Here is a 12,930-nt window from a genome sequence, read left to right on the forward strand (position 1 = left end):
AACCATGAAAACGAACCGCAAAATCTTCGTCTTTGCCTGTCTTTCCGCACTCCTTATCTTAGGATGCGGAAAACAGCACACGGCGAAACAATTGGTTTCCGATTTCATCGAGCAAAACACCACCGTTGTGCCCTCTATCTCTGAAGTCGGTTCGCTTGATTCCGCACTCTACGTCACGGATGAAGCGATTGTTCGAATGAGGCAGTCTGCTGGAAAGAACGGCATCTTCAAACCCGGAATACGTTACGGCGAACGTCCCCAAAACACGTCAACGCTGATGATGCTGTCGGTTACTTACACGCTGGAAGGCAGCCAACGCGCACCGAAAGAATATCGACAAACGTTCTATCTCGACCCCAATCTCACGCGGGTAGTTGCCGTTAAGAGCGACAACCGATAGAAACGTTCCTCCTCTATGCAACATCCCCTGTTCGACACGACCGTCGGACAGGGGATGTTTTTTGTTTTGGCTCTGCAAAAAGAGATGTAGTTGCAAGGTCAGGGAGAGATTAATTAAAGAAATTCCAACTCAATCCGAAGTAGATCACTCGGTCGTTCAGCGGATAATGCGGCGTGAGAAAATAGTTCTTCCTTCCGCTTCCGGCATTGACATGACTGGCCATCAAGAAGAATCGCGCCTGCTTGAGTTGGAAATTGGCATAGACATTCACGATGGGATAGTTGCCGATCTTCGTCAGACTGTTACTTGCCTGAACAGCGAATTGTCCCAACGCCGGACTGTAGTCGGGGGCATAATAGCTGGTGAAATAACGCAGATCGGCTCCCAAGTCGCATTTCAACACGCGCGCAATCTTAAAGCGCAGATAGAGATTGGTGTAGACATTGAGAGTGGGAACGGGCAGAACAGCTTCCTTGCTCGACTTCTGCCAGGTCACGATACTTTCCCAATGAATCGGACCGAGGGTAACATCCTGATTCAGTTCAGCCGTGAGCAGATTGATGGGTGCACCGCTTTGCTCTACCGTCACCGTATTGGCTGTACGCGTAAAATCGTTATTAATGGTGTAACCCTGCGCAAAGTAAGTATAGTTTTTCAGTTCATCCACAGCAAAACGCAGCGTAGTTCGGGTCTTTTTGTAGTGAAAAATGCCTTGCAGACGCGTGTGAATGATTTTCGAGAGCGCATCGTTATCCCACCAAAAGTGACGCGAATGATAATGCCGATAATAGAATGTGGGATTGAGCCGATAGAAGAACGCACTGGCAGCGAGGGTTACCGTGTCGCCGAAAAGTCGGAAGTTGAGATCGGTCGTACCATCGATTTTCAGCTGCCCGGCATCCTTTCCCACCAGCCATGTTTCGGCCGTCACCCCGTAATGGAATGTTTTTCCCTGCGTTTTGCTAAGTTGTCCACCGATGCTAATATTGTGTTCGTTGTAGCTTTGAGCTCGAGCCTGCGTATCGGGGAGCATGAAATGGCGCAATTCGCTGGTCAGAAACGCCTTCAAGCCCGACTTCGCCCACTTGTTAAACCCCTCAAGCAAAGCCAGCGCAACGGTGTTTTTAAGAACGTAGTGCCGTGTTTCGTCGTAGATAGAATCGCCCGTAAGTCGACCCGCATTATAATAACTATTGGCATAATAGTTGGTTGGCGTTTGGTGTGCCTCGTAGATACGGCGGTAGTTGTCGAATTTCAGCGTATGGATAAAACTCGTCACCGGCACATACTCGTTTTTCAACCACGCCGTATCCTCCTTTTCCTTTCTCTGCATAGCCAGCAAACTATCAGCTGCAGCTTTCCCGTTAACTGCGATACGCTCTCCGCCAGCCGTCCCTTTAGCGGGTTCTGCACCCATAATCTTAGCATTATCGGGCCGGCCGGCAAAGCTTTTCTCCTCCTGTCGTTCTTTGTTCGAACTTCCTTCGCTGACTTTTCCTCCCCCTTTTCGTCGTTCACGCTCCTGCTGATCCTTCTTTGCCGCGATGGCAAACTTACGCGCTTCGATTTCTTCTTTCGTCATAGGCACCTTACGATGGAAGCCAATGTTGTAGCGATGAGAAAAGAAGAGGTGCTGATTGTCGTTGCGATTCCAGTTTTTTTGCAGCACAGTAGGGATTTCCGACGTGCTGAACGACTCATTGAACGTTTCCGGATGGGTGATATAATTGTCGTTAGTGATGCCCCCATTCTCGGTTATCTTCTGATGATTGGTAGAGAAAAGCAAGTGTGCCAGATAGCGATCGCCGATGTAAGAGGCGTACATGGTGTAGTTAAAGAGAGCGGTGCTCTGGTTTTGGTAATATCCCCGCCCATAGTCATAATCAAACTGAAACCCCGCCCCAATGCGTTTGCCGGCGTTAACGCCGAAGTTGGCCTTGAAACGATCCTCCCCATCGGTCTTGTCGCCGCAGCTATAATAGCTCAGATTGGTAATGGGCGAGAGCGTATTGGTAAACAGAAACCGCTCTACCGGCACAAGAAAAAAGCTGTAGGGCTGAGTGAAAATGAACTGAGAGCCATCCGTAGGGCGATGGATAAAGACCCGTGCGATGCGCGGTGCCCCCAAATTACCCAGCGAATTATACTCCCCATATCGCCCCATGGTGAATGTTGTGTTCATAAACAGGTGCGAGAGCGTGTCGGGACTTGCTGCATTTCTGTCGCCAAAGCGTGCATCCACCGTCCACACCTTCATCCCCTTAGGAATCTCTTTGTCGGTTCCCAGCGAGTCGGCACCGTTTTTTTGTTTGTCCGATGTAATGTTTCCATCCTCGTTGATCCTGTTCAGTTCGTTCTGTGCGAAGACGTTTGTCATCGTCAGGAGCAGTGTAGCGAGGAGTATCGATGTTTTTTTCATCTATCGTATAAAGCGTAAAATGCACTCCACAATCTTGAAAACCATGGCACCCAGCACCACAAAAGTGCCCATTTGCCGGTTGAAGAAGAAGTAGAGACCGACGCCTACGAGTGCGCCGAGAATAAAAATGAGATTCAAAACGTTGCGAATAGGGAGAAAACGGTCTTCCTCCCGACGATGTCTCTTTCTGTTAGCCTGATATTCCATAAAGATATTGATGTAAAGGGGATGCAAAAAGATCTGTCGCCAGAGCTATTTCAGCACCTGCCGACGGATGATGTCGAAGAGCTCCTCTTTGCGATCGAGAGTTTTTCGACGAAATTTCCCCGACATACGGTTCAGTTTCGTCTTGCTCTTGTTGAGTGCATATTCGTCGGTAATCCAATTTTCAGCCGTCGTTTCCAATCCATTTTTGCTGCCTCGGTTGGTTTCGTAAGCATAACTGATACGCGAAAGAGAGAGGTTGAGATGTCCGTCGCTGCATCTGGCAATAAGGGTATAGTTGAAGAGCGTTCTGTCTAAAGAGAGAAAAGTGCTTTGAAACACGAGCCACTCTTTGAAGCGAGCTGCGATGATATGCTCCCGTCGGTTCACCAAAGCCACATTGCTCTCGGACAATTGGTTCTCAGTTCGGGTCAGACTGTCCAGCGTCGTGTAAACAAGATCATAGATTTTTTGCGCGTTTTTGCCCGGAACATCGAGATCAAAGTCGAAAATCACCTTGCCCTCTTTGAGCGGTATGGCCCCTTGAAGATATTTTTTGTCTTCTATCTCTGCCTTTTCCTTACTGTTTTTACCGTCTTTTTCCTTTTGAGTGGATTGCTGTGTGGCGGGTTGCTGTGGTTTTTCCCAATCGTTCTGCGCCATGGCACAGAACGGCAGAGCAGCCCAGGCAATGAGGAAGAGTATTTTCATCTGTCGTTCTTTTGAGTATATATTTCGCACAAAATTACGAATTAATGCGATGGCTCGACTTCAATATTCAATATTTAACTATTGTTCGGAGCCGAATTCGCCAGCATCTGTAGGCCAGGAAAAGCATTTTCGGCCATCGCCAATCGCCGTTTCTCTTCCATCATAAAGTCCTTTATCATAACCTCCTTCAACAGATTTACGCATACTTTATAACACACTGAAAAACAGGCTGTTACAAACCATTACTTAAAACCTTAGTTTTTGGCATGCAAAAGCTAAGAAAACGCAACCCAAAAGCTAAGAAAACGCAACCCAAAAGCTAAGAGAACGGAAAACCAGCGAGGAGCGATGACAAAATCGACTCTGAACAAAGACCGACAGTGGAGTGGGGCGGTACACCGTTTTTCGAGAGTTTCGCACTTGCAGATTTCGCCGAAAAGAGGTAGTTTTGCAAATGTCAATCCATTTGAACAAGAAAATGAAAATAGCTATATTGCAAACGGATATTGTGTGGGGAAAGCCGACGGAGAATGTGAAACATGCTGAACAGCTGATGGAACGTTGTCCCAAAGCCGACCTATACATTCTCCCCGAAATGTTCTCTACGGGGTTTGCCGTTACAGGCGAGGCCTTGTCTGAGTCCGAAGACGGAGAAACGCTGCATTGGATGAGGACAACGGCCGCTCGATGGAATGCCGCTATTGCCGGATCGGTGGCTATAAAGCAGGGCAAACAGCATTATAACCGTTTTTATTTTGTAGAACCCAACGGGACTGTGCATCACTATGACAAACGGCATCTCTTTGCCTATGGCGGCGAAGATCGGCGTTACACCAGCGGAGAAAGGCGAGTGGTGGTAAGTTTTCGGGGTGTTCGTTTCCTATTGGAGGTGTGCTACGATCTGCGTTTCCCTGTTTGGAGTCGGAATCGGGGCGATTACGACGCTCTTCTTTATGTGGCCAATTGGCCCACTGTTCGCCTCTCGGCCTGGAAAACCTTGTTGCGCGCCCGTGCCATTGAGAATCAATGTTTTGTCGTAGGCGTTAATCGGGTGGGGAAAGATGCGGCCAACGAATACGGCGGTAGCTCTATCGTGCTCAATCCGCTGGGAGAACCGCTTGCCCTTTGCGGACCAGAGCGGGAAGAAACAGCCGTGGCAGAACTGGATATAGCCGAGTTGGCCATGCATCAACAGGCCTTCCCCGTGCTGAGAGATGCCGACAGATTTGTATTGGAATAGCCTCGGAAGGCTTTTTGGCATGGTGTTTGCTTTGGATAGCATGCAAATCCGCAAATCTTAAACATTATATATTCATATGCAAAAAGGAAATATTGGGGTTACAACAGAGAATATCTTCCCCGTGATTAAAAAGTTTCTCTATTCGGATCATGAGATTTTTCTGCGCGAACTGATCTCGAATGCAGTGGACGCAACACAAAAACTGAAGACGCTGGCCGACCGTGGCGACTTTAAAGGCGAATTGGGCGAACTGGCTGTGCACGTCAATCTGGATACCGAAAAAGGCACCTTGACCATCAGCGACCGCGGTGTGGGAATGACAGCAGAGGAAATCGACCGCTATATCAACCAAATTGCCTTCTCGGGTGTGAGCGATTTTCTCGATAAATACAAAGATAACGCCAATGCTATCATCGGTCACTTTGGACTGGGATTCTACTCTTCGTTCATGGTGAGCAAGAAGGTGGAGATTGTTACACGCAGTTATCAAGATGGTGCTGTAGCGGTAAAGTGGAGTTGTGATGGCTCTCCGGCCTACGAAATTGAAGAAGTCGAGAAAAACGACCGCGGTTCGGACATCATTCTCTATATCGACGACGACTGTAAGGAGTTCCTGGAAAAAGGGAAAATTGAAGAACTGCTCAACAAATATTGCAAGTTCTTACCCGTTCCCATTGCCTTCGGGAAGAAAACCGAATGGAAAGACGGAAAACAAGTGGACACCGAAGAAGATCATATCATCAATAACGTGGAGCCGCTTTGGACAAAAACACCCAGTACGCTGAAAGATGAGGATTACAAAAACTTCTATCACACGCTTTATCCAATGCAAGATGAACCGCTATTTTGGATTCATCTCAATGTGGATTATCCGTTCCATCTCACCGGAATTCTCTATTTCCCACGCATTCAGTCGAATATCGAACTGCAACGCAACAAGGTTCAGCTTTATTGCAATCAGGTGTTCGTAACCGATCAGGTGGAGGGCATCATGCCAGAGTTCCTTACGTTGCTGCACGGCGTTATCGATTCGCCCGATATTCCGTTGAATGTCAGCCGCAGCTATCTGCAAAGCGATGCCGATGTAAAGAAAATTTCTACCTACATCACTAAGAAAGTAGCCGACCGACTGCAAGCTCTGTTCAAAGAAAACCGGAAAGATTTTGAAGAGAAATGGGACCACTTGAAGCTCTTTATCAACTATGGTATGCTCTCACAAGAAGATTTCTACAACCGGGCAAAGGACTTTGCTCTGCTGAAAGATACCGAGGGGAAATATTTTACTTATGAGGAATATCAAACTTTGATTAAAGAACATCAGACCGATAAGGAAGGCCAGCTGGTTTATCTCTATGCCAACGACAAGGAAGAACAGTATTCTTACGTGGAAGCTGCTAAGGAAAAAGGTTACAGCGTGCTGTTGTTGGAAGGTCAGCTTGATGTTCCGGTCGTGTCGATGCTGGAACAGAAATTCGAGAAAAGCCGTTTTGTGCGTGTCGATAGTGACATTATTGAACGGCTCATACCCAAGGCAGACGACTTGAAAAGCGATCTGAGCGATACCGATCGTGAGAATCTGTCGCAGGTATTCCGCTCTCAAATGCCCCATATAAATAAGGTGGAGTTTATGGCAGAGGTTCAACCGTTGGGTTCAAAAGCACAACCCATCCTCATTACGCAAAGCGAATATATGCGCCGAATGAAGGAGATGAGCCGTTTCCAACCGGGTATGAGTTTCTATGCACAGATGCCCGACACGTTCAGCGTGGTACTCAATAGCGACCATCAACTGGTGAAGAGAGTACTGGAAGAATGCAAAGCCGATACGGCCGATCGTCTGAAGCCCGTAGACAGCGAGATAAAAGGACTTGAAGCACGTCTTGCCGCTCTGCGTCAGTCGCAGAAAGATAAGAAACCCGAAGACGTAACGGCAGAAGAAAAAGAAGAGGTGCAGAAGACGGAAAAGGACATCGCCGATCAGCGCAGCAAGAAACAAGAAGTGCTGAACAGCTATGCCAAAGACAACAAGGTGGTTCACCAGCTGATCGACTTGGCCCTCTTGCAAAACGGAATGTTGAAAGGTGCTGCGCTTGATGCCTTTTTGAAACGTTCGGTAGACCTTATTAAATAAGGTATATCATCCCATGAAAAGGAGATTTTTCAGAAGAAAGAAAACTTTTTTCAGAAAAATCTCCTTTTATATTTGGCAGAAACAAAAAAACATTTTACCTTTGCACACGCAATTCGGGACAAGGTTCCGTAGCTCAACTGAATAGAGCATCTGACTACGGATCAGAAGGTTGTGGGTTTGAATCCCGCCGGAATCACAAGAATTGAAGGCTGATACATATTTATGTATGAGCCTTTTTCGTTTCTATTGCCTTATCGCACACAGCGTAAGAGGTTGAGAGTTAGCCAGTTCGCGCTTCGAGAAAACAATAGACAAAAGGCAAAAAACCTCCGATAAATTTTCTTATCACGCAAAAAACTCGTATATTTGCAAACCCTATTCAGATAGGATGCAAATGTATAACAATAAATAATAGAGATATAATGACAAAGGCAGATATTATCAACGAGATTGCTATACAGACCGGTATGCAGAAAAAAGATGTTTCTGTAGCTGTTGAAAGTTTTATGGAAACAATCAAAAACAGTCTGTTAGACAAGAAAGAGAATGTTTACCTTCGTGGGTTCGGAAGCTTTATCATCAAGCATCGTGCAGCAAAAACAGCACGTAACATCGCAAAGAATACCACCATCACCATTGCTGCACACGATTTGCCATGCTTCAAACCGGCAAAAAGCTTTGTAGAACAGATGAAAGGTGAGAACTGACCAACTTGCTAAGATTATATAACAACATCATAATTAAACATTAAAAATTTAGAGCTATGCCAAGCGGAAAGAAAAGAAAAGGCCACAAAATGGCTACACACAAACGTAAAAAAAGACTGAGAAAGAATAGACATAAGAGCAAATAAAAGTCTGTTCTTAAAAAGGGGGACGTCAATGCATCCGTCGAGGACATCTTGACGCGCCCCTTTTGCATTTGAAAAGACCACTAAGTATTTGGAAAAAAGAGAAATGACCAGCGAAGTAGTAATTGATGTTCAACAGAAAGAAATCTCGATTGCTCTTCTGGAAGATAAAAGACTAGTAGAGTATCAAAGCGAACCGCGCGCGGTTTCGTTTTCTGTTGGAAACGTCTACGTGGCAAAAGTGAAGAAACTAATGCCAGGACTGAATGCCAGTTTTGTAGATGTAGGTTTTGAACGCGATGCTTTTCTCCATTATCTTGACTTAGGAAGTCAATTTGATTCTTATGCAAAGTATCTGAAACAGGTACAAAGCGACAGAAGAAAACTTTATCCTTTTGCCAAAGCTTCAAGGCTGCCCGACCTAAAAAAGGATGGCAGTGTGCAAACAACACTTACCGTTGGACAGGAGGTTTTGGTGCAGATCGTAAAAGAACCCATCTCTACAAAGGGGCCAAGACTTACGTGTGAACTTTCCTTTGCAGGACGGTATCTGATACTGATTCCCTTTAATGATAAAGTATCTGTTTCTTCAAAGATTAAAAGCGGCGAAGAACGCGCAAGGTTAAAACAGCTGATTCATAGCATCAAACCGAAGAATTGCGGAGTGATTGTGCGAACTGTGGCAGAAGGAAAAAGGGTTGCCGAACTGGACGCAGAACTCAAAACGCTGACCAAATATTGGGAAGATGCTATTGAGAAGGTACAGAAAACTCAAAAAAGACCACAGTTGGTTTTTGAGGAAACCAGCCGAGCTGTAGCCCTGTTGCGCGACTTATTCAATCCGACTTACGAAAACATTCACGTTAATGATGAAGATGTTTTCAAAGAAGTGAAGAACTATGTATCAATGATTGCACCCGAAAAGGTCGACATAGTGAAGCTATACAAGGGAAAAGTTCCCATCTTTGACAACTTCAACATTACAAAACAAATCAAGTCGAGCTTTGGAAAGGCCGTTAATTACAAGCATGGAGCCTACCTCATTATTGAGCATACGGAGGCGTTGCATGTAGTGGATGTCAACAGCGGCAATAGAACCCGATCGGAGAAAGGCCAGGAAGCCAATGCCTTAGATGTAAATCTTGGTGCCGCAGACGAGCTTGCCCGCCAGCTGCGTCTTAGAGATATGGGAGGCATTATCGTTGTAGACTTCATCGACATGAACTTAGCCGAAGACCGCCAATTGCTTTATGAGCGGATGTGCAAGAACATGCAGCAAGACCGTGCACGGCATAACATCTTGCCATTAAGTAAGTTCGGTTTGATGCAAATTACCCGTCAGCGGGTTCGTCCAGCAATGGATGTAAGCGTAGATGAGACCTGTCCCACCTGCTTTGGTAAGGGAAAGATCAAGTCGAGCATCCTGTTTACAGATCAACTTGAAAGAAAAATTGACCGATTAGTCAACAAAATCGGAGTAAAGAACTTCTATTTGCATGTGCATCCTTATGTGGCTGCGTACATCAATCAGGGATTTATTTCCTTGAAGCGTAGGTGGCAGATGAAATACGGATTCGGATTGCACATCGTTTCTTCTCAAAAGTTAGCTTTCTTGCAATATGAATTCTATGACAGCAAGAAAGAATTTATCGACATGAAGGAAGAAATCGAAACCAAATAGCAACTCATAGAAAAAGAGGAAAGCCGATCATGACTTTCCTCTTTTTGTTTATATATCCCTGTGTTTGTCAGCTATCTTGTTGCGTCTTACGGTCAACTCGGTTTTCGTGTCATCGATTATCGCCATTGCCATGAAGTTTTCCACGTTCATTTCTCGACCGAATCTTCTCAATGTTAAGGGCTACCACCTCATCGAGCGAATAGCCTAAGTCATTTGCTAAAACAGAGAGATACCATAGGACATCCCCCAGTTCTTTAGCAATTTCCAATCTATCGCTTTTCGAAAAGATACCATTTCTGTCACGAATCACCTTTTTAACCTTCTCCGCCACTTCGCCCGTCTCCCCGGTGATACCGATGAGTGGGTATATTGTTCTTAGTTCTTGCGGATAGATGGCAGTCTGCAAGGCTTGGCGTTGGAACTCGTTCATTTCCATGTTCTTATCTTTTTTTATTCCAGTTAATCATCAGATCGTTTTCAAAAGCTAAGCTTTTGCACACCGATCTCTTATCTTTTAGGGTGCATTTTCTTAGCTTTTGGCAGGTCATCTCTTAGCTTTTGGAAAACCATCTGCGACTTATCCTTCTCAAATATCACTATCAGATCTTAAAAAAGCACTTGATGAAGAACACCAAGTGCCAATCTACACCTTATTATATAGCGAGAGTCAGGATTTATTTTTCAGCAAGTCGCGAATCTCGGCCAGAAGTTTTTCCTCGTTACTGGGTTGCGGTTCCGCAGCCGGAGCCTCCGGTTCAGGTTTCTTTTTAACCAAAGTATTGACGCCCTTGATAAGCAAGAAGATACAGAAGGCAATGATCAAGAAGTCGATCACGTTCTGAAGAAAGTTTCCGTAGGTGATTTTCGCATCTCCGATAGGGAACGAGAGTCCCTTGAAATCAATCCCACCGATGATCATTCCCAATACAGGCATCAGCAAATCGTCTACCACGGAAGACACAATTTTTCCGAAGGCACCGCCGATAATCACACCTACAGCCATATCTAACACATTGCCTCGCATGGCAAAGTCTTTGAACTCATTTAAAATTTTACTCATTGTTTTTTTGTTTTTTATTAGAAAAATGCAATGCAAATGTAGAAATAAATTCGTAACTTTGCGGAGCAAATAAGGAAAAAAGCATTGTTTAGGCTAACATTTTGATTTTTAAGTTCATTTTGTCATGTCAACTTGCTAAAATGCAATAGATATTTATTTTCAACCCAATAAAATAAAAAAACAAAGATGATTAAAATTGGTATTAACGGATTTGGCCGTATCGGTCGTTTCGTTTTCCGTGCTTCTCTTGAAGAAGCAAATGCAAAAGACGTGGTAGTTGTTGGTATTAACGACCTTTGCCCGGTAGACTACTTGGCATACATGTTGAAGTATGACACCATGCACGGCATCTTCAAAGGTACGATTGAGGCCGATGTTGAAAAATCGCAACTCATCGTTAACGGCAACGTTATCCGCGTAACGGCAGAGCGCAACCCTGCCGATCTGAAGTGGAACGAAGTAGGTGCAGAATATGTGGTTGAATCTACGGGACTGTTCCTTTCTAAAGAGAAGTCTCAAGGTCACCTCGACGCCGGTGCTAAGTATGTAGTGATGTCGGCTCCCTCTAAGGACGACACCCCCATGTTTGTTTGCGGTGTAAACGAAAAGAGCTACGTAAAGGGTACACAATTTGTTTCCAACGCTTCTTGTACCACCAACTGCTTGGCTCCTATCGCTAAGGTGCTCAATGACAAATGGGGCATCAAAGATGGTTTGATGACAACGGTTCACTCTACCACTGCTACTCAGAAAACAGTTGACGGACCTTCGTTGAAAGACTGGCGTGGTGGCCGTGCTGCTTCGGGCAATATCATTCCTTCTTCTACCGGTGCTGCAAAGGCCGTAGGTAAAGTAATCCCCGAATTGAACGGCAAACTCACAGGTATGTCCATGCGTGTTCCTACACTGGATGTATCTGTTGTAGACCTCACCGTTAACCTGGCAAAACCTGCTAAGTATGATGAGATTTGCGCTGCCATGAAAGCTGCATCTGAAGGCGAACTGAAAGGCATCCTCGGTTATACCGAAGACGCTGTGGTTTCTTCTGACTTCCTCGGTGATGCACGCACTTCTATCTTCGATGCAAAGGCAGGTATCGCTCTTACCGATACATTTGTGAAAGTAGTTTCTTGGTATGACAACGAAATTGGCTACTCTCACAAGGTGGTAGAACTGATCAAGCACATGGCTAAAGTAAACGGCTAATCTGCAAATCGATTGGTCTTGACCATAAATAATAAGTCGTCCTGTTTTGCAGGACGACTTTTTTTGTTATCTTTGCCCTTGTGAAGATGATAACCGTTTTAGGACCGACGGCCAGCGGAAAAACCGGTTTGGCTGTTGCGCTTGCCGCAGAACTGAATGCCGAGATTATCAGTGCAGACAGTAGGCAGGTGTATAAAGGTATGGACATCGGTACGGGAAAAGACTTGGCAGACTATCGCTTGGGCAACAGACAGATACCCTATCACCTGATAGATATCGAGAAGCCGGGAGCAAAGTATAATCTCTTCCGTTATCAGCAAGACTTCAACACGGTTTACGAAGACCTCGCAGGGCGGGGCGTTTTACCGATTCTGTGCGGTGGTACGGGGCTTTATATCGAAGCGGTTCTCAAGGGTTATGCTCTTTCGCCCGTTCCACAATGTGCTGCATTGCGCAAAAAGCTTTCTCATCGCTCGTTGAGCCAGTTAAAAAGACTGCTCATCGATTTGAAGAAACGCAATCATTCGCATATGCACAACAATAGTGATGTAGACACAACAAACCGTGCTATACGGGCCATTGAAATAGAGTTTCACCAGTTGCACCATCCGCTCGACAGGCGAATGCTGCCCGGTATCGACTCGCTGATTGTAGGAGTAGATATCGATAGAGACTTGCGACGTCGTAAAATCACCGAGAGACTAAAAGCAAGATTAAACGAAGGGATGGTGGAGGAGGTGAGAGCCTTGCTCAATGGTGGCGTTACTGCCGCCGATTTGATGTATTATGGACTGGAATATAAATATGTAACCGAATATATAATAGGTAGAAGCAATTACGAAGAAATGTTCCGAGGATTGGAAATTGCCATTCATCAGTTTGCCAAACGTCAGATGACATGGTTCAGAGGAATGGAACGGAGAGGCTTTTCCATTCGTTGGCTGGACGCTACACTGCCTATGCAGCAGAAAATAGAGCAGGTGAGAGAATGGATAAGAATTGCCAATAAATGATGAGAAACAGGAAAA

At 45.4% G+C, this 12,930-nt stretch carries 11 protein-coding genes and 1 tRNA gene; 8 read left to right on the plus strand and 4 right to left on the minus strand.

The features are described 5' to 3' along the window. The first annotated feature begins 4 nt into the window (after nt 1-4). Nucleotides 5-400: a hypothetical protein gene (locus J5A66_RS05785; RefSeq protein ID WP_211789728.1), complete on the plus strand. Its 396-nt coding sequence runs from the start codon at nt 5-7 to the stop codon at nt 398-400. Nucleotides 401-509: 109 nt separating this feature from the next. Here the strand turns inward: J5A66_RS05785 and J5A66_RS05790 are convergent, their stop codons facing one another. Continuing rightward, nucleotides 510-2,819, minus strand: a complete 2,310-nt coding sequence (locus tag J5A66_RS05790; protein ID WP_211789729.1) for a putative porin — start codon at nt 2,817-2,819, stop codon at nt 510-512. Between the two features lie 252 nt (nt 2,820-3,071). Continuing rightward, the gene (locus J5A66_RS05795; protein WP_211789730.1) at nt 3,072-3,734 is read right to left on the minus strand and encodes a DUF4468 domain-containing protein; all 663 of its coding nucleotides are present in this window, start codon (nt 3,732-3,734) and stop codon (nt 3,072-3,074) included. Between the two features lie 478 nt (nt 3,735-4,212). Between J5A66_RS05795 and J5A66_RS05800 the strand changes: the two genes are divergently transcribed. The 5 genes from J5A66_RS05800 to J5A66_RS05820 all read left to right on the plus strand — a co-directional run bounded on the left by J5A66_RS05800 (nt 4,213) and on the right by J5A66_RS05820 (nt 9,636). Then, nucleotides 4,213-4,974 (plus strand): amidohydrolase, encoded by a 762-nt coding sequence (locus J5A66_RS05800; protein ID WP_211789731.1) that lies wholly within the window; start codon nt 4,213-4,215, stop codon nt 4,972-4,974. A gap of 76 nt (nt 4,975-5,050) precedes the next feature. After that, on the plus strand, nt 5,051-7,105 hold the full coding sequence (gene htpG / locus J5A66_RS05805) for a molecular chaperone HtpG (protein WP_211789732.1): 2,055 nt from the start codon (nt 5,051-5,053) through the stop codon (nt 7,103-7,105). 122 nt (nt 7,106-7,227) lie between these two features. Further along, nucleotides 7,228-7,301, plus strand: a tRNA-Arg gene (locus tag J5A66_RS05810). 226 nt (nt 7,302-7,527) lie between these two features. Beyond that, nucleotides 7,528-7,812: an HU family DNA-binding protein gene (locus J5A66_RS05815; protein WP_211789733.1), complete on the plus strand. Its 285-nt coding sequence runs from the start codon at nt 7,528-7,530 to the stop codon at nt 7,810-7,812. A gap of 249 nt (nt 7,813-8,061) precedes the next feature. Then, nucleotides 8,062-9,636 (plus strand): Rne/Rng family ribonuclease, encoded by a 1,575-nt coding sequence (locus J5A66_RS05820; RefSeq protein ID WP_211791448.1) that lies wholly within the window; start codon nt 8,062-8,064, stop codon nt 9,634-9,636. 109 nt (nt 9,637-9,745) lie between these two features. Here J5A66_RS05820 and J5A66_RS05825 read toward each other — a convergent pair whose 3' ends face one another. Beyond that, nucleotides 9,746-10,072, minus strand: a complete 327-nt coding sequence (locus J5A66_RS05825) for a nucleoside triphosphate pyrophosphohydrolase family protein (protein WP_211789734.1) — start codon at nt 10,070-10,072, stop codon at nt 9,746-9,748. Between the two features lie 231 nt (nt 10,073-10,303). Beyond that, the gene (mscL, locus tag J5A66_RS05830) at nt 10,304-10,696 is read right to left on the minus strand and encodes a large-conductance mechanosensitive channel protein MscL (RefSeq protein WP_305792198.1); all 393 of its coding nucleotides are present in this window, start codon (nt 10,694-10,696) and stop codon (nt 10,304-10,306) included. 186 nt (nt 10,697-10,882) lie between these two features. On the opposite strand from mscL, the gene gap reads away from it, so the two are divergent. Both gap and miaA read left to right on the plus strand, forming a co-directional pair. After that, a complete protein-coding gene (gene gap / locus J5A66_RS05835) occupies nt 10,883-11,902 on the plus strand; it encodes a type I glyceraldehyde-3-phosphate dehydrogenase (RefSeq protein WP_211789735.1) in 1,020 nt (339 codons plus the stop codon). An 86-nt stretch (nt 11,903-11,988) separates the two neighbouring features. Further along, complete coding sequence (gene miaA / locus J5A66_RS05840; RefSeq protein ID WP_211789736.1) at nt 11,989-12,915, plus strand: tRNA (adenosine(37)-N6)-dimethylallyltransferase MiaA; 927 nt, start codon at nt 11,989-11,991, stop codon at nt 12,913-12,915. Nucleotides 12,916-12,930 lie beyond the last annotated feature (15 nt).

Source organism: Prevotella sp. oral taxon 475 (genome assembly GCF_018127805.1).
Classification (GTDB): domain Bacteria; phylum Bacteroidota; class Bacteroidia; order Bacteroidales; family Bacteroidaceae; genus Prevotella.